This is a genomic window from Paracoccus maritimus, assembly GCF_025195095.1.
In the GTDB taxonomy this organism is placed as follows: Bacteria; Pseudomonadota; Alphaproteobacteria; order Rhodobacterales; family Rhodobacteraceae; genus Paracoccus; species Paracoccus maritimus.
Genome location: NZ_JANAVZ010000022.1, coordinates 1 through 26,199 on the forward strand (window position 1 = coordinate 1; position 26,199 = coordinate 26,199).

Genomic DNA, 26,199 nt, shown 5'->3' on the forward strand with positions numbered 1-26,199 from the left:
CCGGTCAGGACCGACCCGCGATCCGTGACGGTGATCCACGCGTCGTCGGCATCACCGTCCACCGCCACCTCGGCCTCGCGGCCATATTTGAGGGCGTTGTCGATCAGGTTCGACAGCGCGCGGCGCAGTGCGGTCGGCTGACCGCGCATCAGGATCGTGTGGGGATCAGGCATCTCGCGCGACGCGGCACGCGCGAACAGCGTGCCGGCCCCGGTGCGCCGCGCGGGCGGCGCGACCATCCGGACCGGCAGGCCGACATCCTGATAATCGGCGACCACAGCCTCGACCAGAGAGTTGAGCGACAATTGACGGAATGGCTCGGATCCGATCTCGGCCCTTGTATAGGTCAGCACGCCGTCGATCATGCTGGTCATCTCGTCGATGTCGCGTTCCAGCTTGGCGCGCAGCTCGTCGTTCTCGATCAACGCGCTGCGCAGCCGCAGGCGGGTTGCCGGCGTTCCCAGATCGTGGCTGACGCCGGACAGCACCATCGCGCGGTTTTCCAGCGCCGCGCGGTCCTGTGCGACATAGGCGTTCACCGCCTCGGCGGTCTGGCGCAGTTCTTCGACGCCGCCGACGGGCAGGGCGGCGGTGCGGGCGCGGTGATCGCGCAGGGCGGCGGCGAAATTGCTGAAGGCGGACGATACTTCGGCAACCCAGCCAAGCAGCAATCCCAGCCCGCCGAACAGGATGGCTGCGGCCAAAAGGCGCCGGTCCGGCGGCGCGGCGTCGCAGCCCCACACGGGGATGCCGTCGATCCGGCTCCAGACCCCGTCGTCCAGTTGCACGAACAGCCGCGGTTCGCTGCAGAACCGCGCCAGGGTGCGGGTGACCGAGGCAAGTCCCGCGGCCTGTGATCCGCCGCCGAAACTTTGCACCTCGGCAGCGGGATACTGGATATCCGGCGACTGGATGCGCACCGACAGGCGCGGACCCTGCGCCATGTCGGGGCGTCCGCCGGTCAGGCTGATCCGCGTCTCGCGCCAGCCTGCGGGCAGCACGGGTGGCACGGCAAGCTGCGTCACCTCCAGCCCGTCGGGCAGGGCGCCGCCATTCAGCAGGCTGTCATGCAGCGCCAGCCCGGCAACATAAGCCTGCACCAGATGCGTGCGCCATGCCGTTTCCGAGGACATCCAGACCCAGACGCCCGATCCGCCGACGATGATCGCCAGCACCACCCAAAGGCTGGCCAGCCAGCGCAGGCTGAGACGCCTAAACATCGCTGCGCGTCACCTCGGCCGCGAAGACATAGCCGGTGCCGCGTTCGGTCCGGATCAGCGCGGTATCGGTCTTCTGCCGCAACCGGCCCACCAGCATGTCGATCGCGCGGCCTTCGGCTGCCTCTTCATCGTCCAGCGCGGCAGCGATTTCCTCGCGGCTCAGCGGGATCAGCGGATTCGCCAGGAAGACGCGCAGCAACGCCGTCTCGCGCGAGGACAGCGCCACCTGCCAACCGCCGGGTGCCGTGACCTCGTCGCGCCGGGCGTCATAGCGCCAATCGGCAAAGCGGCAGACGGCGTCGCGCCTGCGATGCGTCAGGCTGGGTGCGCGATGGGCGCGGCGCAGCACCGCCCGGATCCGCGCCAGCAGCAGTTCGGGATTGAAGGGTTTGGCGATATAGTCGTCGGCCCCGACCTCGTATCCCGCCATCCGCTGATGATCCGCGGACAAGGCCGAGACCATGATGATCGGCACATCCTGGGCTGCGCGGATCTCGGCGCAGATCGCAACCCCGTCATCGTCACCCAAGGACACGTCCAGCAGGATCAGATCGACCCGCGCGGCGCTTAGCGCGGCCAGCGCGGCCGCGCGGCTTTCGGTGCAGGTCACGTGAAATCCCTGCCGTTGCAGATAGGCGGCCAGCATCGCCGCCATCTCGGCGTCATCTTCGACGATCAGCAGCCGGTGCAGGCTCATCGGCGTATCCTCCGCGCATTCAGGGCGTTCTTAGCAGCCCCGCGTGAGGCTTCGTAACAGTTTGTAACGTGGCGCGGGGATTTCTGCTGCACGCATGGCTGATCCGCGTTGTCGTCATGGCTGTGGATTTGGCATGATGATGGCCGACGCGGACCGCGAGTCCGTGCAACAAAGATCTGGGAGGATCCATGTATATGAAATCCGTTCTGGCGGCTTCGACCGCCATGATGCTGGCTGGCCCGGTGATGGCCGAGCCGACAGCCGAGGTTCTGCACTGGTGGACATCGGGCGGCGAGGCGAAATCCGTCGCCGTGTTGCAGGACCAGTTCAAGGCCGAGGGCGGCACCTGGACCGACATGCCGGTGGCCGGCGGTGGCGGCGATGCCGCGATGACCGCCCTGCGCGCCCGCGTTCTGGCCGGCAACGCGCCGACCGCCGTGCAGCTGAAGGGTCCGGCGATCCAGGAATGGTACGAGGAAACCGGGCTGGCCGATATCGGCTCGGTCGCCGAGGAGAATGGCTGGGCCGATGTCCTGCCCGCGCAGTTGGCCGAACACATGAAATGCGATGGCCAGTGGTGTGCGGCACCGGTCAACGTGCACCGCGTCAACTGGATCTGGGGCAACAAGCAGATCCTGGATGAACACGGCATCACCCAGCCGACGACCTGGGAAGAATTCAATGCCGCCGCCGAAAAGCTGAAAGAGGCGGGCGTCACGCCGCTGGCGCATGGCGGCCAGAACTGGCAGGACGCGACGATCTTCGAAACCGTCGTGCTGGGGCAGGGCGCCGATTTCTACCAGAAGGCGCTGGTCGATCTGGACCCCGAGGCGCTGAAGTCCGACACCATGAAGGGCGTCTTCGACGAATTGCGCACCCTGCGCGGTTATGTCGACGACAATTTCTCGGGCCGCGACTGGAACCTGGCCACCGCCATGGTGATGAACGGCGAGGCGGCATTCCAGATCATGGGCGACTGGGCCAAGGGCGAGTTCCTGGCCGCCGGCAAGCAGCCGGGGGTGGATTTCGTCTGCTGGCCGACGCCGGGCAACGGGTTCCTTTACAACGTCGACAGCTTTGCCTTCTTCAATGTCGAGGGTGAGGACAAGCAGCAGGGGCAGAAACTGCTGGCCAAGCTGATCATGGGTCCTGATTTCCAGAAGACGTTCAACCTGAACAAGGGATCGATCCCCGCCCGCACCGATGTGGCGCTGGACGAGTTCGACGATTGCGCCAAGCAGTCCAACCAGGACATGAGCGCTGACGCCGAAGACGGGTCGCTGCTGCCGTCCTATGCCCACGGCATGGCGCTGCGCGGTGCGCAGGCCGGCGCGATCACCGATGTCGTGACGAACTTCTTCAACAGCGACATGTCGTCCGAGGACGCGGTGCAGCAACTGGCCGACGCCGTCGCCGCCTCGCAGATGTAATCACGCAAAGACGGCCCGCGGCGAAGCGTTTCGGCGCGGGCCTTATCATTTGGGGGGACCTCCGGACATGGAATGGCTTGAACGCAACGTGCCCAAGCTGGTGCTTGCGCCGTCCTTCGTCGCGATCCTGATCTTCGTCTATGGCTTTATCGCATGGACCGCATGGGTCAGTCTGACGCGATCCAAGCTGATGCCGCGATACGAGCTTGATGGCTTCGGGCAATACACCCGGCTGTTCGCCTCGCCGCGCTGGGACGTCGCGATGAACAACCTCTATATCTTCGGGGCGCTGTTCATCATCATCTCGATGCTGATCGGACTGATGCTGGCGATCTTCCTGGATCAGAAGATCCGGGCTGAAGGTGTGCTGCGCACGATCTATCTTTACCCCATGGCTCTGTCGCTGATCGTGACTGGCACGGCCTGGAAATGGATCCTGAACCCGGGTCTGGGTATCCAGGAAATGGTCCGCGGCTGGGGGTTCGAGAGCTTTGCCTTCGACTGGCTGATCCGGCCGGAAATGGCGATCTATACCATCGTCATCGCCGCCGTCTGGCAGGCATCGGGATTTGTCATGGCGCTGTTCCTGGCCGGACTCAGATCGGTGGATACCGAGATCATCCGTGCCGCGCAGGTCGATGGCATTCCGACGCGCCGGATCTATTCGGCGATCATCATTCCGACCATGGCGCCGATCTTCCTGTCCGCCTTCATCGTTCTGGCGCATCTGGCCATCAAGGCCTTCGATCTTGTCATCGCGCTGACCAATGGCGGCCCCGGCTATGCGACCGATCTGCCCGCGACCTACATGTATGCGATGGCATTCTCGCGCGGGGATCTGGGTCAGGCGGCCGCCAGCGCAATGATCATGATGATGGTCATCTTCGCCATCGTCGTCCCGTATCTTTACAGCGAATTGAGGCCGCGCCGTGACCAGTAATACAACCATACTGCGCTGGGGTCTTTACGGCATCCTGATCCTGTTTGCGCTGTTCTATCTGCTGCCGCTTTTCGTGATGCTGACCACGTCGCTGAAAAGCCTTGAGGAAATCCGTACCGGCAGCCTGCTTGCGCTGCCGCGCGGTCTGACCTTCCAACCGTGGATCGAGGCCTGGTCCAGTGCCTGTGCCGGCACCCAATGCGAAGGATTGCGGCCGTTCTTCTGGAACAGCGTCCTGATGGCGGTGCCCGCCGTGATGATCTCGACCATCGTCGGCGCGCTGAACGGCTATGTGTTCGCCCAGTGGCGGTTTCCGGGTGCGAACCTGTTCTTCGCCGCGATCCTGTTCGGCTGCTTCATCCCGTTCCAGGTGGTGCTGATGCCGATGGCGCGGATGCTGGGCCTGATGGGGCTTGCGGGGACGATTCCGGGGCTGATCTTCGTGCATGTCATCTACGGGATCGGTTTCACCACGCTGTTCTTCCGCAACTACTATGTCACCATCCCGCAGGAGCTGGTGCGCGCAGCTAAGGTAGATGGGGCGGGCTTCTTCCGCATCTTCTGGTCGATCTTCCTGCCGATCTCGCTGCCGATCATCACCGTCTCGGTCATCTGGCAGTTCACCCAGATCTGGAACGACTTCCTGTTCGGGGTCAGCTTCAGCGGGCCGGGCAGCCAGCCCGTGACCGTCGCGCTGAACAACATCGTCAACTCCACCACCGGCGTCAAAGCCTACAATGTGGACATGGCCGCCGCGATCATCGCCGCGCTGCCCACGCTTCTGGTCTATGTCGTCGCCGGGAAATACTTCATCCGCGGTCTGACCGCCGGTTCCGTGAAAGGGTGATCCCATGCCGATCCTCGAAATCGACCACCTGCAGAAATCCTATGGCGAAACCCATATCCTGCACGACATCAATATCAGCATCGAAGAAGGCGACTTTCTGGTGCTGGTCGGCCCGTCGGGCTGCGGCAAGTCCACGCTGCTGAACTGCATCGCGGGGCTGGAGCCGATCACCGGCGGCACCATCCGCATCGCCGACCGCGACGTGACGGGCGTCAGCCCCAAGGATCGCGACATCGCGATGGTGTTCCAGTCCTATGCGCTGTACCCGACCATGTCGGTGGCCAAGAACATCACCTTCGGCATGCAGGTGCGCGGGGTGGACAAGGCGACGCAGGACCGCAAGCTGAAAGAGGTGGCGGGTCAGTTGCAGATCGAACAGCTTCTGCATCGCAAGCCGGGCCAGCTGTCCGGTGGCCAGCGGCAGCGCGTGGCGATGGGCCGGGCGCTGGTCCGCGATCCGAAGCTGTTCCTGTTCGACGAACCGCTGTCCAACCTTGACGCCAAGTTGCGCGTCAGCATGCGGACCGAGATCAAGAAGCTGCATCAGGATCTGAACGCCAGCATCGTCTATGTCACTCATGACCAGATCGAGGCGATGACGCTGGCCACCAAGATCGTCGTCATGAAGGCAGGCGTGATCCAGCAGATCGGCACCCCGGCAGAGATCTATAATCGCCCGGCCAACATGTTTGTGGCCGATTTCATGGGCAGCCCGGCGATGAACCTGATCCCGGCGCGGGCGCGCCCGCAGGACGGCGTGACCCGGATCGAGATAGACCGTGATGGGGCCGAGCCGCTGGTCATCACCGATCCGGTCGCGCGCGATCTGCCGGCCGAAATCGTTCTGGGTGTCCGTCCCGAAGACATCCACGAGGCGACCGGACAGGCGCATCTGCCCGAAAATGCCCAAGGTGCGGGGGGCGATGTCATGATCGACGTGGTCGAGCCCGCCGGCGCGGATACATTTGCCGTGACGCATCTGGGCGGCAAACCGGTGACCGCACGGCTGCGCGCCGAAAGCGCGGTGGTGGCGAAGACGCGCTTTCCATTGGCGTTCGATCTGTCGAAAGTGTCCTATTTCTCGCCACAGGACGGCAGCCGCCTGAACTGAATGTGAAAGATTCGCGCGGCGTTGATCGTCGCGCGATCTGCGCTCAGCGTTCCGAACCTGCGACCGCCGCAATGACCTTGCTGGCGGTCGTCGCCGTGTCGCGCCAATCGGGCAGGGCCTGACCGGCCGTTTCAGCCGCCAGGGTCAGCCGTTCCCGCAGCGCCCCGTCAGACAGGAGGTTTTCCAGCGCCGTTGCAAACGCCGCCGGATCGTCGGTCGGTGTCAGCAATCTTGTGCCGGAGGGCAGCGTCTCGGGCACTGCACCGGTATCGCAGCTGACCACCGGCAATCCGTTCAGCAAGGCCTCGTCGAAGACGATGCCGTATCCCTCGTATCTGGTCGCCAGTGCAAAGACCGATGCGCGGGCGTAAAGGCGGCGCAGCCGGGTGTCGCCGACCCGGCGGCCAGCAAGCTGGATCCGCTCTGCGACAGGGCTGGCGCTCACCATGTCCTGCAAGGCGGTGGCATGGGATCTGTCCCACGGATTGCCGACGATGACCGCCTGCCAGTCCAGATGCGCGATCCGCCTCAGGGCCGCGATCAGCACGTCATGGCCCTTGCGCGGATGCAGGATGCCGACAGACAGGATCAGGGGCGGGCTGACCGGGGCGCGGGGCAGGCGTGTCTTGTCCACGCCGGGCCGGGCCACGGTGATCTTCGCGGGCCGCACGTCATAGCGGTCGATCAGGATCCGGCGCGTATGCGGGCTGGGAACCAGTACATGCCGCGACAGTCGCAGGTTTTCCCGCTCGGTCTGCAGAAGCTGCGCGCGGCGCGCAGCGCTCAGCCCGCTTTCTTCCGCCAGCGGGTGGTGGACCATGGCGATCACCGGGGCACGAACAGTTGCCAGCCCGGCGGGGTCGATGGCGCCGGACACCAGCCCGTCAAGGATCAGCGGGCGGGCCGGGTCCAGATACCGCAACATGCCGACCGCGTGTGCCATGTCGTCGGGACCGGCATCCGGAAAACTGGCAGGCAGTTCCAGATGCTGCATATCGTGTCCCAGATCGCGGAGGCCCGACAGCAGCCGCTTTTCGTACAGATAGCCGCCGGTCAGGGTGTCGATGTCCCCCGGGATCGCAAAGGCGGCGGGGATCACCGGCGGACCTGTTCGGGGGCATAGATGGACAGGATGCGCCGTTCGACGGCTGCGACACCGGCATAGCAGACGGCCGAAATCGTCGTGACCACGACGACTGCTGCCCACAGCATGTTATAGTCCGACACCGAAGCCGAAAGCGCCATCAGGCTGCCCAGACCGCGACCGGTGGTCAGCCATTCGACCACCGTAACGGCAAGGATCGCGGCAGGAACGCTCATCCTGGCGGCGGCGAACAGCGCGGGCAGCATCGCGGGAAGACGGACATGCGCCATCTGGCGCAGCCGCCCGGCGGCATAGGTATGGAACACGTCAAGGATCTGCCCCGGCGCCTGGCGCAACCCGTGCAGGCAAGCAACCAGCGTCGGAAAGAACACCATCACTGCGACCAGTGAAATCGTGCCAAGCGCGCCGCGCCCCAGAAACAGCACGATCAGCGGTGCCGTCGTGACGATCGGCACCGACCGCAGGGCGACGGCGATCGGCATGACCAGCGCCGACAGGTTCGGCACGATCACCAGCGCGACGGCCAATCCCGCGCCAAGGATCAACCCGGCCAGATAGCCGGGCAGCAGGAATACCGCCGTTTCGGCCAGTGCCGTCCACAACGTATCGCGGGTCGCGGCTGCCTGGGGCGCCGTGGTCAGCGCGGCCATCACGTCCAGAGGGGACTTGGCGAAAAACGGATTCATGCCCGGCAGCGCCATGGCCCCCCACCACAAGACCAGCACCACCGCGACCAGCAGGATGGGCTGCATGACCCGTTCCGGACGGGACCCCCCCATGACGCGCGGCGGTGCAAGGATCACTGGCGGGCGGTCGTGCAAGACGGCCCGCGCCAGCGCGCCGATCGCGGCATAGACCGCCATCGAGACAGCCGCAGCCAGCGCCGCGATCGCCCACAGCGCCGGCACGTCCAGCGCCCGCATGAAGCGGATGGTCAAGACGCCCATGCCACGTTCGGCGCCGGTGAATTCGCCCACCATTGCGCCAAGGAACGCGGCCGGTGCGGCGATCTGCAGACCCGCGAACAGATAGGGCAGGGCGGCACGGGCGCGGACATGGATCAACTCGGACCAGCGGCCGCGCCCATAGCTGTGGACCAGGTCCAGCCAGACCGCGGGGGTCGCGCGCAGGCCGGTCAGCAGCGGGATCAGCGTGGTGTAATAGACGGCCAGCGCGGCAAGAACGATCTGCGGGCCGTCGCCTGGGCCCATCAGGACTCGCAGGATCGGGCCGGTCGCGATCAGCGGCAGGCAGAAGACCACCAGCGCCAGTCCCGAAACAAGGTTCAGAAGGCGCGGCCAGATCATCGCCACCGCGGCCAGTGCGACGGCGACCAGATTACCAGCCAGGAACCCCAGCGCGGCGTTGGCCAGGGTGGCGCCCAAGGCGCGTCCGATCAGGCCGGGATTCGTGGTGATCCACCCCGCGACCTCTGCCGGACCTGCAACCAGATGGCCGCCTTGCAGGGCGGCAGCCAAGGCCACCCATCCAAGGATAAGAACGCCCCCGCCCAAAAGCGGCGGGCCGACGGCCACCGCGCGCATCATTGCGCCGCCATCGGGGCGTTGTCGGCGTCGCCCTGCGCCAGCGCCTCGGAGGTTCGGGTCACCAGTGCGCGGAACTCGGCGCTGTCCGTCATTTCTGGGCCGCGCGGACGCGGCAGCGGCACGGCGATATCCGCGACGATCCGTGCCGGGCGCGGGCTGAGTACAAGGATACGGTCGGCCAGCGTCACCGCCTCGTGGATGGAATGGGTGACCAGCAATGTCGTCGTGCCGCGCGGCTGCCACAGCGGCGGCAGGTCGCGGGCCAGTTGCCGACGGGTCAGTTCGTCCACCGCGCCGAAGGGTTCGTCCAGCAGCAGGATCTGCGGCCGCGTCGCCAGCGCCCTGGCAATCGCGGCGCGTTGGCGCATGCCGCCCGACAAGGCGGCTGGTCGCGTGTCCTCGGACCCCGACAGGCCGACAAGACCGATCAGATCCTCGACCAGGACCGGGTCGGGCGGTTGCCGAGCAAGTTTCCGCGCCAGCGCGACATTCGCGCGAACGGTCAGCCATGGCAGCAGCGACGGATCCTGGAACGCCACCGAGATCGCGCCCCGCGACCTCTGCCGGGCAGGGGTCAGATTGTCGATGCGCACCTCGCCCTCGCTGGGTTCCTCCAGCCCGGCGATCAACCGCAGCAGCGTCGATTTTCCGCAGCCCGAAGGTCCGACCAGCGCCGTGGTCGCGCCTGCGTCGAAGGTCACGTCAAGCGGCGCGACGGCGCGCAGGCCGCCGGGAAACGCCTTGCTTAGTCCGGTGCAGACAATCCGTGCGCGGCCGTCGGTGTCAGCCATGGACTTCTTCGAGGATCGAGCGATCCCACAATTGGGGCGTGACCTCGCGCCCCAGAAGGGCCAGCGTTTCGATATTGGCCTGAACGCTGTCATCGCTGAACCAGCCAAACCCATGCTGGTCGGTCAGGTCGGAAAACATCAACGGCACCTGACGTTCCGCCTGAAGCTTTTGCGTGGGCAGGTCCAGACCGGCGTCCGGGAACATCTGCACCGTAAGTTCGGCCGCGGCGTCGGTGTCGCCGCGATAGGCGTCCCATCCGCGTGCCTCGCCCGACATCAGCGCGACCAGTTCCGCCCGGTGGTCGCGCAGGCTTTCTTCGGTCGCGATATAGGTCTGGGAATGGACCGCATAGCCGTGATCGGCCATCAGCATGGTTCGCGCGTCGATGCCGTTGATGGCCATCGCGACGGGCAGGTCGGTTTCCCAGCACAGCAGGCAGTCGACCTCGCCGGACACCAAGGGCTGGGCGGAATACTGCGTCGGCACGATCTGGATCGCGTCGAAATCGACATCGTTCAGCGTGCACAGCGCCTGCAGGACCGGCGTGTTGGCCAGAGCCATGCCGATCTTGCGGCCTTCCAGATCGGCGGGTGTGGCGACCGGATTGTCGGCCAGCGAGGCGATCGCAAACGGGTTCTTCTGCATCGCGACGCCGATAATCTTGAAATTCGCCCCCTGCGCCACGGCGGCGGCGGTGTAATCGGCGGCCGAGATCCCGACCAACGCGGTTCCGGACACGACCGGGGGCTCGACCGGCGCGTTCGGCCCGCCCTGCAGCAGCGACACGTCCAGACCGGCGTCTTGCCACCAGCCGTTCTTCTGCGCCAGATAGCTGCCTGCGAACTGCACCGAATGCAGCCATGATAATTGCAGGCTGACCGGCGTCGCCGCGAGGGCGGGGCGGCGCGCGAAGGGCAGCACGGCGAGGCCGGTTGCGGCCGCCAGCAGCCCGCGCCGCGTGAGGGTGGGGGAAGACATCACGAAACCTCCATCTTGGGTTTGTCCGGCGCGGACCTTGATGGGCAAACACCCCGACGCGCATTTGCGTTCCCGCCATGTCGCAATATGGGCGCAACAAGCCCCGGCAGGCTGCTGGTCAGGAACAACAGGCCGAATGCCACGCTGGCGGCCAGACCGGCCCCGGCGCCAAGTCCTGCCAGCGGAAAGATCGCCGCCGCTGCCCCCTCTCGGATGCCCCAGCCGGCGACCGAGATCGGGATCATCATGGCGAACAGGATCGGGGGTATCAGGATCAACGCGGTCAGCGGCGGCAGCGTGCTGCCGGTGGCGCGGGCGGCCAGAGCGAAGGCGGCGATATTGGCCAGCACCGTGCCAAGGCTCAGCAGGATCTGGCGCGGCAGCACGCCCGGGGCCAGCAGACCAAGTGATACCGCCTGCCGGACGGTCGCCGCGACACGGCCCGAGGCGCGGGCGACGATTAGCGCCGCCAGGACGGCGATCGACAGCACGGCGATCAGGATCGCGGGCAGATGAGGGGGCAGGGGCTGGTCCAACGGCCATGCCCACGATGTGACGGCGGCGGCCAGCAGCACGATCACAAGCATCGCATTGCCCATGAACCGTTCCAATATGACGGCCAGCGCGGCGGGTGTCTTGCCGTTGCCGCCTGCGCTGCGCAGGGCGCGCCCGACATCGCCCACCATGCCGCCCGGCAGGATCTGGTTCACCAACTGGCCAAGGTAATATTCCATAAGCGCATGGAACGCGCCCATCCGGATGCCCAGTTGCCGGGCTGTCAGCCGCCAGCGCCAGGCCGAAAGCCATGTCTGCACGCTGAGCGCGATGAACGCCGCCAACGCCCATCCTGGGGACATGTCGGCCAGGCGCGCGCTGGCATCGGTGCCCCGCAGCGCCATCCAGACAAGCACCAGCATCGAAAGGGCAATCGCTGCGCGCAGAAACCTCATGACGGCGCCGCGGCGTTGGTAAAGCTGGTCAGGATCAGGTCGCGCATCCTGTCCATCGGGATGGCGTCACTTCCCTCGGGCGGGATCAGTCCGGGGGTGAACCCCCAGCCGGACGTTCGCGCGACCAGGTTTTCCGGACCGATGACATGCAGCGCAACGTCGGGGCCATCGTCCATCGCGATGCTTGGTGCTGCCTGATGGTCCCCCAGCAGAAAGATCAGCGGACCGTCCGGCCCCTGACGTTCGGCATATTCCAAAGCCGTGTGCAGCGCATAGTCGACGGAATCGCGGTAATGCCGCCGAACGCGATCGCGGTCGCGCCAGACATCACGGGGGCTGTCGCCCGAGACTGCCATCGCGTTGAATTCGGTGCCATCACCGATTTCGTCCCAGTCCAGCAAATGCGGCACAGGCGTCCACGGCGCGTGCGAGGAAACAAGCGCGATCTGGGCAAACAGATTCAGCCGGTCCGGATCGCTTCGCAACATCCGGTCGGCGGCTGTCAGCGTGAACTGGTCGGGCATGGTGACCCAGTTGAACGGCTTGCCGCGATAACCCAGTTCCGCGGCGGGCAGGATATGGTCGAACCCCATCCGCTGCGCCTCGGGCCAGGGCATGGTGATTGCGGGCATGACTGCGGCTGTCGCGAAGCCCGCGTCTCGGGCCAGATGGAAGATGGACCGGCGTCCGCTGGCCACCACCGCGCGATAGCGGGTCTGGTCGCTGACCCACAGCCCGTTGGCGAAACTGGCATGCGACAGCCAGCTTTGCCCGCCCTGCGTCGGCGCCGACAGAAATCCCGACCGCATCGACAGCCCTGCGCGTTCCAGCCGTGCCTGCGCGCGGCGCAGCGTCTTCAGGTGGCGTTCGGCATGAAAGTCCACGTCGAAACTGGCCCGGCCATAGCTTTCGACGAAAATCACCAGCACGTCACGGTCAATTCGGTCCAGAAGACCCGCTTGCCCTGCAAACGGATCCTCTGCCGCTGCCCGACGCAGGTTCCGCAGATCCGCGACGGTCTGGCGCGCAAGCTGCATCTTCGACAGCGCATAGGCGCCGTTATCCGCCGCGTACACCCCTGTCATCGGAAGGGCCAGCATGACGATGCAGACGGCCACAGCCGCCAGACGGGTTTGCGGCCGCCAGACGCGCGAGGCCCAAGGCCAGGTCGCCCACCAGATCGACCAGATGATGCCGCACGCCGCAAGTGCGGCAATCAGCGCAGCCCCGACCGCCGCCAGCTGCCCGAAACTGCCCGTGATCAGGTTCATCGAAGCGGGGATCAGCGGCAGGTCGGCCACCGTGTTGAAATTGCGCCCCAGCGCCTGCTGCATCGCCAGATCGGCGATTTTCTGAACGACCAGCAACGACAGCGCGACTGTCACGACGACCCGCGCCACCCCGCCGATCAGACACAACGCGGCCAGCAGCAATGGAAGTTCGATCACCAGAATGCCGGGCCCGCTGACCGGCGGCAGCGCCAGAACGGCGGCCAGAACAGCGGCGGCCAGCGCTAGACGCAGCGGGCCATGGGTCATGCATGCCTCCACAGCCATCGGATATCGACGGCAAAGGACCACAGCAGCGCGGCCCCCGCCAGACGGGCCAGCCAGATCGTCAGGTCCGCGGGCAGTGCCGGCAATTGCAGCAGGACCAGCGTCGCCAGCTGAACCACGCAGATCAGCTTGCGCCGGAACCGTGGTGGCAGCGGTGCGGTCAGCGCAGGCCAGACCACACCCGCTGCCACGAATACATAGCGTGTCAGCCCCAGCAACAGGATCTCGGCTCCGACCTTGGTGCCCGACAGGATATGCAGCGACAGGATCAGCGCCAATGCGGCATCGACCTCCATGTCGAACCGCGCGCCGAACCCCGAGGCAAGACCGCTGCGCCGTGCCAGCCAGCCATCCACCCCGTCCAGCGCAAGGGCAGCCCCCCCGATGATGGCAACCGTCAGTCCCGCCGCCTCGCCCGCCGCCAGAGGCGGCAGCAAAGCGGCGACCAGCGCGGCGCGCAGCAATGTCACGGCGTTGCAGCCGCCGATCCGGGAATGGGGATAAAAGCGGCGCATCAGCATGAGAACAGCGCCCGACGCCGCCAGATACAGCACCGAAGCGATCCACCAGTCCGTCGCGTCGCCCGCCGCACCGCCATGCCGACACAGCTGCATCACTGCGACCCCTGCCAGCGCGCAGATGGCCAGCTGAAGCGACAGCGGCAACATCGCAGCCGGGGGCCGCATGAGATCAGAAGTGACGGGGCGGGTTGCACACATTCGGCCAAGCCTATGCGAAGCCCGTGCAGCGTCAAGCAAAGCCTTTGTCCCGCTAGGCAGAACGGTTCGCGGGCGCTAGACTCAGGTCGCAAGAGGAAACATGATGACCCGGCATTCAGACAGCTACCAGACGCCCGCGCGGCTTTTTCACTGGATCATCGCGGCTGCGGTGCTGCTGATGATCCCCGCCGGGCTGATCATGACGCAACAGGGGATTGCCCGGCCGCTTCAGGACACGCTGTTCCTGTTTCACAAGAATATCGGCGTCATCCTGATACCTCTGATCTTGCTGCGGCTGATCTATCGTCTGCGCCACCCCGCGCCGCCCTTGCCATCATCCCTGCCCGGCTGGCAGCGCGGCGCGGCGGCGGTGTCGCATTGGCTGTTGTATCTTCTGCTGATCGTGATGCCGATCAGCGGGTTTGTCAGGGTCCGCGCGGGCGGCTTCCCGATCGAGCTTCTGGACCGTCTGGGTGCGGGGCCGTGGCTTGCCAAGTCCGAGGCGCTGGCAGATGCCGCGAAGGGTCTGCACTACGCTGCCGCGTTGCTGCTGATCGCGGTGCTTGCGGTGCATATCGGCGCGGCACTGCATCACGGGTTGATCCGCCGCGATGGCGTCTGGTCGCGGATCTGGCCGCCTGTCCGCCCGCGCGACTAGGGCGCAGCCTCTGCGGTTGAAATCGCCGTGCATGCGGGGCTGGTCTGTCGCGGCATGATCGTTAGGGTAGGGGCAGGACAGGAATGTGACGGACCCTAGATGGCCAAGGACAGCATGGACGACCGGCAGGTGGCCCGCCCTGCGCACAAGGCGATGGATCTGACCCCCGAACTGGTTCAGCGCAGCTTGCGGGACGAGCCGGATCTGGGCCCCGAGCCGGGTTGGACCCAACTTGAAGAGAACGAGGTGGATCAGCTTGCCGCCCGCTACAAACGGGAATGCGGCGATGATCCGCTGTGGCTTTTCGCCTATGGCTCGTTGATCTGGAAACCAGATTTCGACGCCGTGGACCATCGCCGGGCGACGGCCTATGGCTGGCACCGGTCGTTCTGCCTGCGCATGACACGCTGGCGCGGATCGCCCCGGCAGAACGGCCTGATGATGGCGCTTGAACGCGGCGGACGCTGCGACGGGGTGATCTATCGGCTGCCCGATGAAGACCGTCATGCGCAGTTGCGCCGGCTTCTGATGCGCGAGATCCGGTTTCACCAGAATGTGGACATGATCCGTTGGATCCCGGTCCATACCCGGCAAGGGCGCGTGCGGGCATTGGTCTTCTGGGCAGGTCCGCGCGGAGACCGGGTGGAAAGCCGCAAGCCGCTGGATCAGGTCGCGCCGATCCTGGCCCGAGCCTGTGGGCCTGTCGGATCATGTGCGGAATACCTGCACAACACAGTGCTGCATCTGCGAGAATTCGGAATCAACGATCGCAACCTGTGGCGGCTGCAATCGCTGGTGGCTGACGAAATCCGTGCGATGGGCCCGGCCGACGCCGAAAATGGCGGGCGGCCGGGCTGACCATCGCGGGCTCTCAGAACGGGCTGTCGGGATAGTAGAACTGTTCGGCGTTCTCGGGCGTGATCAGCTGGCTGCCGATGATGTAACGGCCTGCCATCGGCGCGTTCGAGACGAAGTTCAGCGCCGTCATCTCGATCGCGGACGAAATCAGCGCCGGCGGATAGGTCACGTTCACCGGAAGTTGCGGATCGTTGTTCATGATCCTTTCGACGATCTGCTTCATGCCGGCGCCGCCGATCACCCACATCTCTTCGCTGCGCCCGGCTGCCGAGATCGCTTCCAGAACGCCGATCGCCATGTCGTCATCGGCGGCCCAGACCGCGTCGATTTCGGGGTATTTCGACAGGAAATCCTGCATGACCGTGAAGGCGTCGTCGCGGTTCCAGTTGCCATGTTCCATATCGAGGATCTCGATCTCGGATCCCTCAAGGGCGGCCTGGAATGCCTCGACACGTTCGTTGTCCAGCGTGGTCGGAATACCGCGCAGGACGACGACCTTGCTGCCGGGCTCAAGGTTTTCGCTGAAATATTCGCCCGCGACGCGACCGAAGGCGGTGTTGTCACCGGCCACGTAAAGATCCTCGATCCCGTCCTGCGACAGGCCGCGATCGACGACGGTGACGAATTTGCCCGCGTCCTTGACGGCGGCGACAGGCGCGGTCAGCGGTTCGGATTCGAAGGGCAGGACCACCAGCGCGTCGATGTTGCGGGTGGCCATCATGTCTTCGATGTCGCTGACCTGGCTGGCCGCGTCGCCGGCGGTGGATAGCACGAATTCCAGCTGCGGATAGGTTTCGCCCAGCCTTTCGATGCTGTCCTGGGCATGCCAGTTCAGGCCGCCCATGAAGCCGTGCGTCGCCGAAGGGATCGACACGCCGATGATCTTCTTTTCAGCGTCCTGCGCGTAGGCCGCGCCAGCGCCGCCCAGGATTGCGGCCAGCGCGGCCGCCTTCATGAGGTTTCTGCGTTGCATTGATTTTCCTCCCTGTATTACCGCTCGTCGGCGGTGCGTTTCTCTCGCTGCAAGACGACGGCGAGAACGATGATGACGCCCTGGATCGCGCCGTTCAGATAGGGGCTGACCAGATCCGCCAGATTGAGGATGTTGTCGATCAGCGACAGGATCAGCACGCCGACGACGGTGCCCCAGACGCGACCGCGGCCGCCTTTCAGCGCCGTGCCGCCGATGATGACGGCGGCAATCGCCTCAAGTTCCCACAGGACGCCGGTCGAACCCGAGGCCGACCCGAGGCGGGGCACGTAGAGCACGGTCGAAAGTCCGACCAGCAGACCCAGCAGCATATAGGTCAGCAGCCGGACGCGCCCGACATCGATGGCCGAATAGCGCGCCACGCGATCATTCGAGCCGATTGCCTCGACATGGCGGCCAAAGCGGGAATGCCGCATGATCCATTCGCCGGCGAAGGCGGTCAGCGCGAAGGCGATGATGGGCCATGTCACCCAGCCGATACCGCCGTAATAGACCGGCCGGTACAGCGTCCGCAGGCCGTAATCCAGGCTCAGCGTGCCGCCGTCGGCCAGCCATGTGACCAGCGACCGGAAAATCCCCATCGTCCCCAGCGTGACGATGAAGGGCTCGATCCTGGCCTTGGTGATCAGCGCACCGTTCAGAAAGCCTGCGGCGATGCCGCCCAAGATCGCGACGCCCATCCCGATCAGGATGGTGCCCCAATTCTCGCCCAGCCCCGGCAGGGCGGCGTTCATGGCAATGATCGCGATGCCGGCAAGGAACGCGGCCATCGACCCCACCGACAGATCCAGCCCGCCGGCGGTGATGACGAAGGTCATGCCGACCGCGATCATCCCGATGAAGGCGGAACGCGCCAGGACATTGGTGATGTTGGCCGGCGCCAGAAAGGCCGAATTCAGAAGCGCGCCCAAAACGATCAGCGCGATCAGTGCGATCAACGGGCCCAGTGTGTGAAGGTCAGGTTTCATGCGGCCTCTCCGCTGACGCCCATCGCGAGACGGACGATCTTGTCTTCGGTCATGTCCTTGCCGGTCACTTCGCCCGCGATGCGTCCCTCGCGCATGACCAGCACACGGTCTGCAAGGCCGATCACTTCGGCCATCTCGCTGCTGATGACGATCAGGCTGCGGCCTTCGTCGGCAAGACGGCGAATAAAGGCGTAGATCTGCTGCTTGGTGCCCACGTCGATCCCGCGTGTCGGTTCGTCGATGATGATGATCTGCGGGTCCGGCAGCATGGTCTTGGCCAGCAGCAGTTTCTGCTGGTTGCCGCCAGACAGCTTGCCCGCGATCATCGCAGGGTCGGGGGCGCGGATGTCGAATTCCTGCGTCGCGTGGGCCAGGGCCTCGGTTTCGGCCCGCTGGTCCAGCCTCCAAAGACCGAAGCGCGGCAGATCTGCCAGCGTCAGGTTCTGGGTCAGCCCCTTGTCCAGCAGCAGCCCGGCCTCTTTCCGGTCCTCGGTCAGATAGGCCAGCCCCGAGTCGAAGGCGTCGCGCAGATTGCGGATCGCGACCTTCTGGCCGTTCACACGGATCTCGCCGGTCGCGGAACGCAACCCGACGATCCCTTCGGCCAGTTCGGTGCGGCCCGAGCCGACAAGCCCCGCAATACCCAGAACTTCGCCCCGGTGCAGGGTCAGGCTGACATCGTGGACCCTGCCGGGAACCGATAGCCCCTGCAAATCCAGCGCGGGATCCGGTGACGGGCGACCCTTGGGCGGATAGAAATCCTGCAATTCGCGGCCGACCATCGCGGCGGCCATGTCGTCCTCTGTCATCTCGCCCCGCATCGCCTGACGGACGACGCGACCGTCGCGCAGGACGGTGATCCGGTCGGCCAGATGCGCCACCTCGTCCAGCCGGTGCGAGCAATACAGGATCGCCACGCCATCGGCGCGCAAACGGTCAATCTGGTCATAAAGCGTGCCCACCTCGCGATGGGTCAGCACGGCGCTGGGTTCGTCCATGATCAGGACGCGGGCGTTGCGCGAAAGGGCCTTGGCAATCTCGACCATCTGGCGATCCGGCACGGACAGATCGCGGATCAGCGTGTCGGGCGAGATCCGCGTGTCCAGTCGCGCCAGCAGCGCGGCCGTATCCCTGCGCATGGCCTTGTGATCAAGCCGCAGACCACCCGGCTCGCGGCCCAGGAACACGTTTGCTGCCACGCTGAGATCGGCGGCAAGGTTGAATTCCTGATGGATGACGACGATGCCCTGCGCCTCGGCCTCGGGACCGCTGGAAAAGCGGACGGGCTTGCCGTCCAGAAGGATCTGCCCCTCGGTAGGGTCCAGAAACCCGCCCAGGATCTTCATGATCGTGGATTTGCCTGCGCCGTTCTCGCCGATCAGGGCGTGAACCTGACCGGGATCCAGCGCCAGATCGACGTCGTGCAGAACCTCGATCGGACCGAAGCTTTTCGAGACGCCATGCAGGGCAAGAACGGTCATGTCGCGACCTCGACCCAGGCGCCGTCGGCTGAAGACGATGCTTGCGCCGCCGCGATGAACGCCATGCCCGACAGGCCATCGGCCAGCCCCGGAACGCGGTCGGCGAGCTGTGTATCGCCCCGGATGATCGCGGCGATGTCGCTGTAGAGATTGGCGAACCCTTCAAGATAGCCCTCGGGATGACCCGGCGGGGTGCGATAGGACTGACTGCGATCCTGTGCACGGGTCAGGATGCGCGCAGGCCCGTCCTTGGGTGTCAGGATCAGCCGTTCGGGCGCGGAAAGCCGCCATTCCAGCGCGGCGGCCGTGCCGAACAGCCGCAGGGACAGACCGTTTTCCTGCCCGACCGCGACCTGGCTGACCCACAACCCGCCCTTGGCGCCGGACGCATAGCGCAGGGCGCAGCGCGCGTCGTCATCGATGGGCCGACCAGGCACGATGCTGGACACCTCTGCAGACAGGTGCGAGGGCGTCTGCCCGGTGACGAACTGTGCCAACTGCCATGCATGCGTTCCGATGTCACCAAGGGCGCCGGCCCCCGCGCGGCCGGGATCGGTGCGCCATTCGGCCTGCTTTCCCTGTGCCGGGTCGGACAACCAGCCCTGAAGATATTCGACCTGCACCAGGCGCAGATCGCCCACGCCGCCCTCGGCCACGATCGCGCGCGCCTCGCGCAGCATCGGCAAGGCGCAATAGTTGTGCGTCAAGAAGAACCGCGCGCCGCTGCGCCGTACGGCATCGGCGATGCGGGCTGCCTGTTCCTGCGTCGCGGCCAACGGCTTGTCGCAGATCACGTGAATGCCCGCGTCCAGAAATGCCACCGCAGGGTCCGCGTGCATGTGGTTCGGCGTGACGATGGCGACGGCCTGGATCCCGTCATCGCGCGCAGCTTCGGCCTTGGCCATGTCGGCGAAATCGTCATAGCCGCGGATGCCCAGATCTTCGGCGCTGCTCCGCGCCCGCTGGGGGTCAGATGACAACGCACCCGCAACCAGCGCAAAATTTCCATCCATCCGGGCGGCGATGCGATGGATCGCGCCGATGAACGCACCGCTGCCGCCGCCTACCATGCCAAGCCGGATCGGTTTCATAGTCCCAAAGCCCTTTTGATCGCTGCGGGGTCGACGTCGCTGGCGGCAAAATCGTCGAAGGCGTGCGGCGTGACCCGGATGATCTGGTCGCGGACAAAGCGCGCGCCTTCCCTTGCGCCGTCTTCAGGGTGCTTCAACGCGCATTCCCATTCGACAACCGCCCAACCGTCGAACCCGTAGCCGGTCAGTTTCGAGAAGATTGCGCCGAAATCCACCTGACCATCGCCGGGGCTGCGAAACCGCCCCGCTCGATCGACCCATGACTGGAAGCCGCCATAGACGCCCTGCCGGCCAGTCGGGTTGAACTCGGCATCCTTGACGTGAAACATCCGGATGCGGTCGTGATAGATGTCGATATTCTGCAGGTAATCAAGCTGCTGAAGCAAGTAGTGGGACGGATCATACAACATGTTCGCCCGCCGGTGCCCACCGACGCGGTCAAGAAACATCTCGAACGTGATGCCGTCATGCAAGTCTTCCCCGGGATGGATCTCGAAGCAGATATCGACGCCCTGATCCTGGGCCAGATCCAGCAGCGGACGCCAGCGTTCCGCGAGCGTGTCGAAGGCCGTCTCGACCAGCCCCGGCGCGCGCTGTGGCCACGGATAAAGATAGGGCCATGCCAAGGCCCCCGAGAATGTCGCCATCCGGTCCAGACCCAGAAGATGGCTGAGGCGGATCGTCTTGGCCACCTGATCGACCGCCCATCCCTGGCGCGCGCCAGGGTTCCCGCGCACATCGGCGGGGGCAAAGGCGTCGAACCCGGCATCATAGGCAGGATGCACGGCAACAAGCTGACCCTGCAGATGGGCTGAAAGCTCGGTTACCTCGACGCCGTTGTCTTGCGCGACGCCCAGGAACTGGTCGCGATAGACGCGCGATTCGACGGCCTTGTCCAGGTCCAGGATCCGCGGGTCGGATGTCGGAACCTGCACGCCCGTATAGCCGCAATCGGCGGCCCACCGGGTAATCCCGTCCCAGCTGTCGAATGGCGCGGCGTCACCGATGAACTGCGCCAGAAACAGCGCCGGTCCCTTGATCGTCTGCATGATTCCTCTCCCTTGCGACTAGGCTGCACTGGTCTGCAATCGATTGCAAACAAATTCTTGCGGTGCCGTCGCCGCGGGCATAACCTCTGGCGATGGACAAGCGCGCCCCGCCCCCCGGCCGAGCCCGGCTTTCAGATGTCGCAAGATTGGCAGGGGTGTCCGCCTCGACCGTCAGTCGCGTGCTGTCGAACCCGGCGATGGTCGCCGAGCCGACCCGCGAGGCCGTGATCGCGGCGGTGTCCGCCACCGGCTATCGCATGAACCATGCGGCGCGAAACCTGCGCAAGCAGCGGACCGGAACGGTGGTTGCTCTGGTCCCGAATCTGGGCAATCCGTTCTTTGCCAAGATCCTTGACGGGATGGGCCGCGAACTGGCCAGGGCAGGCTATGACCTTCTGGTGGCCGACACGCTGGAGGGCGAGGGTCGAGATACGGCACTGCAACGGTTCATGGATCCGTCGCGTGCCGATGGGATCATCCTGCTGGACGGTCTGGTCACGATGCCCGGTGATCCGATCGGCTGTGACCTTCCGCCGGTGATAACCGCCTGTGAATGGGTCGAAGGGCTGGCGCTGCCTGGGGTCATGCTGGACAATCAGGAGGGCGCGCGGATCGCGATGCGGCATCTGCTGCAGCTTGGCCACACCCATATCGGCGTGATCGGCGGCCCCCCTGCGAATGTGCTGCACCAGGCGCGCATGCGCGGTGTTCGCGATGTTGCTGGCGCGTCGCGGCTGACCATGTTTCCCGGCGATTTCACCCTGCAGGCAGGGCAGGACGCGGCGCGGATGTGGCTGGATCTGCCGGTCGCGGATCGGCCCCGCGCGATCTTTGCCTTTTCCGACGAGATGGCCTGTGCGTTCATGGCCGGGCTGCTGCGCGCAGGCATCCATACGCCACGCGATGTGTCGATCATCGGCTTCGACGATATCGAGATGGGATCGCATCTGACCCCCGCACTTACGACGATCCGCCAGCCCAAGCGTGACATCGGTCGTCAGGCCGCGCAGCTGATCCTGGACCGCATCGCCGGTCGGGACATCATGCCCGTGACCCTGGTGCAGCCGCGCCTGATGCTGCGTGAAACGACAGCCGCACCACCGGAGTGATCAGCGGCACCTGCCCGGTTCGACGCCGATCCCGCGCAGTGCCCATGCACTGATCTGGCGGACCGTATCCTGCGCTGCCGCGTCGAAGGCCGGGATCAGATCCGACGTTCGGGTGCTGGCGGCTTCGGCACTGCTGGCGAAGCGGCCGCGCGACACAACCGTGGCGTCGCTTTCCCGCACAAGTTGGGCATCCACAGCAATGCGGATCAGTGCACCGTCGCCAGCCAGTTCGGCATTGAAGGCGCCGATCTCGCTGATCAACGCATAGTCGCCGGCAACCCCCAGCGGCGCGCGGCCGACATGGGTAAAGGCATCGTATCCGCCAAGCGTCTCGACAAGCAGCCGCTGCAAGGTCGCAGGGACCGGATCGCCCCAGATAGCGTCCGGCAGATACTGGGTCTGCAACGGAGACGGGCGGATCATGATCCGGTTGCTGTCCAGCGTGCCACGCGCCTTCGGCGGCTCGACCACCAGCTCTGCCAGCCGTCCCCGACCGCATTGCCCCGACCCGACCGACGGGGCCCGCAATTCAAACACGTCGCGGTTCGGCTCGCCCTGCAGCGCGGACAGGGCCGCGCAACCGGGCAGGAAAGCGGTCAAGGACAGAAGCAGGGCGGCGGAACGAAACATGGGCACCTCAACGTCGGAATTCGGGCGTGGGCTGACCCCGAAGGATCTGCGCGGGATTTCGTTTCAGCGACGAGACAAGCTGATCCATATTCGCGACAAGCCCTCGCAATTCCTGCGACAGGCGCGAGAATTGCGGCAGCGCGTCGCGCGTGAAAGCCTGCACCGGCCGGCGCGAGCTGTCCAGCATGGCGCGCAGGGAATCGAAGGCGCCGGCGGCAGATTCCGCCGCATCGCGCAACCGCGCAGCGATCAGCGGAACATCATCCGGCAGGCCGGCCAGCGCGTCGTCCAGACGGCCAAGTGTCTGGCGCAGATCCGCAAAGACCGGACCCAGATCGGCAATCACCGCACCCGCGGCGTCAAAGGTTCCGGTCGTGCTATCCAGCGCACGGTCCAGCTTGTCGATCGTCGTGTCGGCACGGCCGGCAATCCGGGACAGATCGCCCTGCAGTGCCGCCACGCTGGTCTGCAACTGATTGGTCAGCGGTGTCAGATCTTCGCTGACATAGCCGTTGACGCCGGCAAGTGCGGTTCGCGCCTCTTCCGCCGCGCCAGAGACCTGGGCCAGCGTCTTGTCGGCGGAATGACTGAGATCCTGCAGACGATCGCCGAAGCCTGCGAGATCGGTCGCGGCTGCCGACACGGCCTCGGTCGCCTTCGACACATCCGCCATGGTCTGGTCCAGATTGCCGGTCGATCGTTCGACATTGGTCAGAATCTGGGCGACCCGCGCCTGGTTATCGTCCCCCAGCAGCGTCGTCAGTTGTTCGGCAAGCACGTTCAGCTGCGCCAGCAGTTGCGGGGCCTGTTCGCCCAATGTCTGCAGCGTCGACCGACCGGACAGGATCACTGGTACCGATTCCGACGACGCCTCTCGCAGCAACGGGGCGGTGCCGGTTCCCGGGGTGATCGAGACGGTCGAGATGCCGGTGACCGCCGAAGATTCGATCGAGGCGCGCGAATCCGCGCGAACCGGGGTCTCCTCGTCGATCTCCAGCCGGACACGCACCGATGCCGAATTGTCCGGCGCCAACTGCATATCTACCACCGTGCCGACATTGAGGCCCGCGAACAGTACCTGAGAAGACACGGTCAGCCCCGTCACCTCGGGGAAATAGGCATCATAGTAGGCGAACTGGCGGTTCAGCTGCAGGTTCGAAAACCACATCAGGAACCCGATCATGCCCAGGAATCCAGCAATCGCGAAGGCGCCGATCAGCACGTAATTCGCCTTGGTTTCCATCTGCCTAATCGCCTTTCCGTCGCGACGACATCGCCGCACGGGCGCGTGGCCCGTGGAAATATTCATGCACCCATGGATGCTGGATCTGCAACATCTGGGCCATGGTACCGCTGGTCAGCACACGCTTTTCCGCCAGAACCGCGATCCGGTCGCAACAGCTGTGCAGCGTATCCAGATCGTGCGTGACCAGAAAAACCGACAGGTTCAGCGCGTCGCGCAAGGCGACGATCAACCGGTCAAAGGCATCCGCGCCGATGGGATCCAGCCCGGCGGTCGGTTCGTCCAGAAACACGATCTCGGGGTCCAGGGCCAGCGCGCGGGCAAGACCGGCACGCTTGCGCATGCCGCCCGACAACTCGGACGGAAAAGCATCACAGGCCTTCACGGGCAGCCCCGCCATCGAGACCTTAAGCCCGGCCAGCGCGCGGCGATCCGCGTCCGCAAGACCCGGCACCGCGCGCAGTGGTACTTCGACATTCTCGCGCACGGTCAGGGCCGAAAACAGCGCGCCGTCCTGAAACATCACGCCCCAACGCCGTTCCAGCGCCTCGCGCGCGGCTCCGGACAGCGCGCCGACATCACGCCCCAGCACGCTGATACTGCCCGCCCGGGGTCGGATCAGCCCCACGATACTGCGCAGAAGGACCGATTTCCCTGTGCCCGACCCGCCGACCACGCCAAGAATCTCGCCACGCCGCAGATCAAGGTCCAAACCGTCATGGACGACGTGATCGCCGAACTGGGTCCGCAAGCCGCGCACCTCGATGACATTCGCGGCGCTCACAGTCCGATCTCGGCGAAAAGGATCGAGAATAGCGCGTCCGCGACGATGACGGCAAAGATCGCGTTGACCACCGCGGCCGAGGTCATGCGCCCCAGGGATTCCGCGTCCTTGCCAACCTTCATCCCCGCATGGCATCCGATGACACCGATGATGACGGCAAAGACCGGCGCCTTGACCAACCCCGCGATGACATTGCCGACCCCGGTATCCGACAGCCGGGACAGGAACATCGGAGGCGAAATGCCAAGCGTGATCCACGACATCATCGCACCACCCAGCAAACCCGACAGATCGGCCAGCAGTCCAAGGATCGGCAGCATCAGGATCAGCGCCAGGATCCGCGGCAGCATCAGCACCATGTCCGGATCAAGCCCAAGGGTTCGCATCGCGTCGATTTCCTCGCGCATCTTCATCGACCCGATCGAGGCTGTCAGCGCCGAGGCCGTGCGCCCGGCGACGATGATTGCGGTCAGCAGAATACCCAGTTCACGCAGCACCGAAATCGCGATCAGGTCCACGACAAAGACTTCGGCCCCGAATTGCTGCAGCTGCGTGGCGCCTTGAAATGCCAGCACCACACCGATCAGGAACGACATCACCGTGACGATGGGCACGGCCCGCAGGCCGGTCTGCTCGCAGTGATGGATCAGCGAGGTAAGGCGGAACTGCGGAGGGTGGCGGATGCCTCGCCAGAATGCGGCCAGAAAGCGGCCCAGATATTCTGCCAGTTCGCGAAAGAAGATCAGCGCGGCGATCACATTGCGCCCGGTCTCGGCCAGTGCACGTCGCAGGCGCGGTGTCGGTGCGGGAACGTCATCGGCGACGGGCAGCGCCTTGGCCACGGTGTCGATCAGGCTGGCCTGCGCGGCGCTGCCCCCGTGAAGGCGGCTGCCCTGCTGGCGGGCGCGGGCCAGATACCACGCACCGGCGGTATCCAGGCGTTCCAGCATGGCGATCGAAAGCTGCGGCGGCGCACGGCGCGGCATCTGTGGCAAGGTCCAGACATTCAGGGAACCGGCCAATTCCAGCATGTCTCCATGACGCGACTGGGTCAGGGTCGACCGTTCGGGATCGTCGCTGGCAGGGGGCCCTACCGATATCACACCTTTGGTATCTCCTTGGTGTCCTGCGTCGGAATTTTGGTGATTCGTCAGCGCCTTGATCCCGCGTTGCATTCTTGCCGATCCGTGACGACTGCCATCCTAGCGAATCGGCGCTGCCGCGCAAACCCGCATTTCAGCGGTCGCGATGCAGTTCCGATTGTCCGATTCATCACGTCCCGGAATCGATGTGTGGGTAACGATTCACGTTAGTCGTTGGACGACCTAGAGTCCAGACTCATTGATTGTCATAGCCAGAAGATGACGGCGGCGGCCAAAGCGATGGCCGACAGGAAGACCTTGGGGCATCTGTCGTAGCGGGTGGCGATCCGGCGCCAGTCCTTG

25 protein-coding genes and 1 pseudogene are annotated in these 26,199 nt (G+C 65.4%); 7 read left to right on the plus strand and 19 right to left on the minus strand.

From position 1 onward, the window contains the following. Positions 1-1,220: sensor histidine kinase (locus tag MU516_RS18505; RefSeq protein WP_260278695.1), on the minus strand; the 1,220-nt coding region annotated here is incomplete at its 3' end. After that, positions 1,213-1,917 (minus strand): response regulator transcription factor, encoded by a 705-nt coding sequence (locus tag MU516_RS18510; protein ID WP_260278696.1) that lies wholly within the window; start codon positions 1,915-1,917, stop codon positions 1,213-1,215. The genes MU516_RS18505 and MU516_RS18510, both read right to left, overlap by 8 nt. Before the next feature lie 188 nt (positions 1,918-2,105). Here MU516_RS18510 and MU516_RS18515 point away from each other — a divergent pair, with 188 nt between their 5' ends. From MU516_RS18515 to MU516_RS18530, 4 genes are all read left to right on the plus strand, one after another. After that, positions 2,106-3,347, plus strand: coding sequence for an ABC transporter substrate-binding protein (locus tag MU516_RS18515; RefSeq protein WP_260278697.1), 1,242 nt, complete (start codon positions 2,106-2,108; stop codon positions 3,345-3,347). A gap of 67 nt (positions 3,348-3,414) precedes the next feature. Then, positions 3,415-4,287: a carbohydrate ABC transporter permease gene (locus MU516_RS18520; RefSeq protein ID WP_209058680.1), complete on the plus strand. Its 873-nt coding sequence runs from the start codon at positions 3,415-3,417 to the stop codon at positions 4,285-4,287. After that, complete coding sequence (locus MU516_RS18525; RefSeq protein ID WP_260278698.1) at positions 4,277-5,134, plus strand: carbohydrate ABC transporter permease; 858 nt, start codon at positions 4,277-4,279, stop codon at positions 5,132-5,134. The genes MU516_RS18520 and MU516_RS18525 overlap by 11 nt, the downstream gene beginning before the upstream one ends. A gap of 4 nt (positions 5,135-5,138) precedes the next feature. Continuing rightward, positions 5,139-6,245, plus strand: a complete 1,107-nt coding sequence (locus MU516_RS18530) for an ABC transporter ATP-binding protein (RefSeq protein ID WP_260278699.1) — start codon at positions 5,139-5,141, stop codon at positions 6,243-6,245. A 43-nt stretch (positions 6,246-6,288) separates the two neighbouring features. Here the strand turns inward: MU516_RS18530 and MU516_RS18535 are convergent, their stop codons facing one another. The 7 genes from MU516_RS18535 to MU516_RS18565 are packed head-to-tail and all read right to left on the minus strand — an operon-like array spanning position 6,289 to position 13,859. Further along, a complete protein-coding gene (locus MU516_RS18535) occupies positions 6,289-7,344 on the minus strand; it encodes a glycosyltransferase family 4 protein (RefSeq protein WP_311319124.1) in 1,056 nt (351 codons plus the stop codon). Then, positions 7,341-8,897, minus strand: a complete 1,557-nt coding sequence (locus MU516_RS18540; RefSeq protein ID WP_260278700.1) for an ABC transporter permease — start codon at positions 8,895-8,897, stop codon at positions 7,341-7,343. The genes MU516_RS18535 and MU516_RS18540 overlap by 4 nt, the downstream gene beginning before the upstream one ends. Beyond that, a complete protein-coding gene (locus MU516_RS18545) occupies positions 8,894-9,781 on the minus strand; it encodes an ABC transporter ATP-binding protein (protein WP_425606886.1) in 888 nt (295 codons plus the stop codon). The genes MU516_RS18540 and MU516_RS18545 overlap by 4 nt, the downstream gene beginning before the upstream one ends. Further along, positions 9,681-10,667, minus strand: coding sequence for an ABC transporter substrate-binding protein (locus MU516_RS18550; protein ID WP_260278703.1), 987 nt, complete (start codon positions 10,665-10,667; stop codon positions 9,681-9,683). The genes MU516_RS18545 and MU516_RS18550 overlap by 101 nt, the downstream gene beginning before the upstream one ends. Next, positions 10,667-11,617 carry a lysylphosphatidylglycerol synthase transmembrane domain-containing protein gene (locus MU516_RS18555; protein ID WP_260278704.1) on the minus strand — a complete coding sequence of 317 codons (951 nt, stop codon included), beginning with the start codon at positions 11,615-11,617 and terminating at the stop codon, positions 10,667-10,669. The genes MU516_RS18550 and MU516_RS18555 overlap by 1 nt, the downstream gene beginning before the upstream one ends. Next, positions 11,614-13,155 carry a sulfatase-like hydrolase/transferase gene (locus MU516_RS18560; RefSeq protein ID WP_260278706.1) on the minus strand — a complete coding sequence of 514 codons (1,542 nt, stop codon included), beginning with the start codon at positions 13,153-13,155 and terminating at the stop codon, positions 11,614-11,616. Before MU516_RS18560 ends, MU516_RS18555 begins: the two co-directional genes overlap by 4 nt. After that, positions 13,152-13,859 carry a CDP-alcohol phosphatidyltransferase family protein gene (locus tag MU516_RS18565; RefSeq protein WP_260278707.1) on the minus strand — a complete coding sequence of 236 codons (708 nt, stop codon included), beginning with the start codon at positions 13,857-13,859 and terminating at the stop codon, positions 13,152-13,154. The genes MU516_RS18560 and MU516_RS18565 overlap by 4 nt, the downstream gene beginning before the upstream one ends. Before the next feature lie 136 nt (positions 13,860-13,995). Here MU516_RS18565 and MU516_RS18570 point away from each other — a divergent pair, with 136 nt between their 5' ends. Beyond that, positions 13,996-14,550, plus strand: a complete 555-nt coding sequence (locus tag MU516_RS18570) for a cytochrome b (RefSeq protein ID WP_260278708.1) — start codon at positions 13,996-13,998, stop codon at positions 14,548-14,550. Between the two features lie 99 nt (positions 14,551-14,649). After that, the gene (locus tag MU516_RS18575) at positions 14,650-15,408 is read left to right on the plus strand and encodes a gamma-glutamylcyclotransferase (RefSeq protein ID WP_260278709.1); all 759 of its coding nucleotides are present in this window, start codon (positions 14,650-14,652) and stop codon (positions 15,406-15,408) included. A 13-nt stretch (positions 15,409-15,421) separates the two neighbouring features. Here MU516_RS18575 and MU516_RS18580 read toward each other — a convergent pair whose 3' ends face one another. Genes MU516_RS18580 through MU516_RS18600 form a run of 5 tightly spaced genes read right to left on the minus strand, consistent with a single transcriptional unit; the run spans position 15,422 to position 20,988 of the window. Beyond that, positions 15,422-16,381, minus strand: a complete 960-nt coding sequence (locus MU516_RS18580; RefSeq protein WP_260278710.1) for an ABC transporter substrate-binding protein — start codon at positions 16,379-16,381, stop codon at positions 15,422-15,424. Positions 16,382-16,398: 17 nt separating this feature from the next. Continuing rightward, positions 16,399-17,367: an ABC transporter permease gene (locus MU516_RS18585; RefSeq protein WP_260278711.1), complete on the minus strand. Its 969-nt coding sequence runs from the start codon at positions 17,365-17,367 to the stop codon at positions 16,399-16,401. After that, positions 17,364-18,848, minus strand: a complete 1,485-nt coding sequence (locus tag MU516_RS18590; protein ID WP_260278712.1) for a sugar ABC transporter ATP-binding protein — start codon at positions 18,846-18,848, stop codon at positions 17,364-17,366. Before MU516_RS18590 ends, MU516_RS18585 begins: the two co-directional genes overlap by 4 nt. Further along, on the minus strand, positions 18,845-19,939 hold the full coding sequence (locus tag MU516_RS18595; protein WP_260278713.1) for a Gfo/Idh/MocA family protein: 1,095 nt from the start codon (positions 19,937-19,939) through the stop codon (positions 18,845-18,847). Before MU516_RS18595 ends, MU516_RS18590 begins: the two co-directional genes overlap by 4 nt. Beyond that, a complete protein-coding gene (locus MU516_RS18600) occupies positions 19,936-20,988 on the minus strand; it encodes a sugar phosphate isomerase/epimerase family protein (protein WP_260278714.1) in 1,053 nt (350 codons plus the stop codon). The genes MU516_RS18595 and MU516_RS18600 overlap by 4 nt, the downstream gene beginning before the upstream one ends. 92 nt (positions 20,989-21,080) lie before the next feature. Here MU516_RS18600 and MU516_RS18605 point away from each other — a divergent pair, with 92 nt between their 5' ends. After that, positions 21,081-22,097 carry a LacI family DNA-binding transcriptional regulator gene (locus MU516_RS18605; RefSeq protein WP_260278715.1) on the plus strand — a complete coding sequence of 339 codons (1,017 nt, stop codon included), beginning with the start codon at positions 21,081-21,083 and terminating at the stop codon, positions 22,095-22,097. Here MU516_RS18605 and MU516_RS18610 read toward each other — a convergent pair whose 3' ends face one another. From MU516_RS18610 to MU516_RS18630, 5 genes and pseudogenes are all read right to left on the minus strand, one after another. Next, positions 22,098-22,727, minus strand: a complete 630-nt coding sequence (locus tag MU516_RS18610; protein WP_260278716.1) for an ABC-type transport auxiliary lipoprotein family protein — start codon at positions 22,725-22,727, stop codon at positions 22,098-22,100. Positions 22,728-22,734: 7 nt separating this feature from the next. Further along, complete coding sequence (locus MU516_RS18615; RefSeq protein WP_260278717.1) at positions 22,735-23,970, minus strand: MlaD family protein; 1,236 nt, start codon at positions 23,968-23,970, stop codon at positions 22,735-22,737. A 4-nt stretch (positions 23,971-23,974) separates the two neighbouring features. Further along, on the minus strand, positions 23,975-24,754 hold the full coding sequence (locus MU516_RS18620; protein WP_260278718.1) for an ABC transporter ATP-binding protein: 780 nt from the start codon (positions 24,752-24,754) through the stop codon (positions 23,975-23,977). Next, complete coding sequence (locus MU516_RS18625) at positions 24,751-25,785, minus strand: MlaE family ABC transporter permease (protein ID WP_425606887.1); 1,035 nt, start codon at positions 25,783-25,785, stop codon at positions 24,751-24,753. Before MU516_RS18625 ends, MU516_RS18620 begins: the two co-directional genes overlap by 4 nt. Before the next feature lie 317 nt (positions 25,786-26,102). After that, positions 26,103-26,199, minus strand: a pseudogene (locus MU516_RS18630) (IS5/IS1182 family transposase); the annotation flags it as partial.